Below are 1,066 nucleotides of genomic sequence, written 5' to 3' on the forward strand. Positions count from 1 at the left end.
GCGACAGAAGATCTGGACACCGATGACCTCGCTGACATTCTTCAAAACCTTCCAGAGACGATTACCTCAGAAGTACTCGACTCAATGGATGCGCAAGACCGTGAACGTGTCGAAGAAGTCCTAGCGTACGAAGAGGACACAGCGGGCGGCTTGATGAACACCGATACCGTGACGATTCGCGCGGATATCACTCTAGATGTTGTTCTGCGCTATCTTCGTCGTCATCGAAGCCTCCCTGAAATGACCGACAGCTTGCTTGTTGTAAGCAGAAAAGGCGTTCTGGTTGGCACGCTGCCACTTACATCCATGCTTGTTTCGAATCCCAGTGCGACAGTTCGTGAGGTAATGGCAACCGATACCGTTTCAATCAATGTCAGCACCAGTTCAAGTGAAGTTGCTACGCTATTTGCTCGACAGGATCTCGTAACGGCGCCCGTAGTAAACGACGAAGGTATTCTTCTCGGAAGAATCACGATTGATGACGTAGTTGATGTTATCCGTGAAGACGCAGATCATTCGTTATTAAGTATGGCTGGTCTTGATGAAGACAGCGATACGTTTGCGCCGGTAAAGCAAACCGCGAAAAGGCGCGCCGTCTGGCTTGGCATTAACCTCGTCACAGCCTTTATTGCATCCGGAGTCATCGGCATGTTTGAAGCGACCATTGAACAAGTTGTCGCACTTGCCGTGCTCATGCCAATCGTCGCTAGTATGGGTGGTATCGCTGGAAGCCAGACACTCACCTTGGTTATTCGCGGGATGGCCGTTGGCCAGATAAGTTCTAGTAACCTAAAGTGGTTATTAAACAGAGAATTTGTAGTTAGCCTGTTAAATGGCATGCTTTGGGCGATCGTTGTTTCTGGCCTAGCCGTGCTGTGGTTTTCAGACCCAAAGATTGGCGTGGTGATCGCCGCTGCATTACTAATCAACCTCGTGGTCGCAGCACTCGCCGGCACGGCGCTACCCTACTTCCTGAAGTCTAGAAACATCGATCCAGCGCTTGCAGGAGGCGTGATTCTGACTACGATTACCGATGTAGTAGGATTTCTTTCCTTCCTTGGCCTCG

Annotated in this window: 1 protein-coding gene; it reads left to right on the forward strand. The window is 50.4% G+C overall.

Annotated features, from left to right (window positions below):
* On the forward strand, nt 1-1,066 hold a 1,066-nt coding region (mgtE, locus tag A3750_RS15195), incomplete at both ends, for a magnesium transporter (protein WP_068548414.1).

It is taken from the genome of Oleiphilus sp. HI0079 (genome assembly GCF_001635105.1).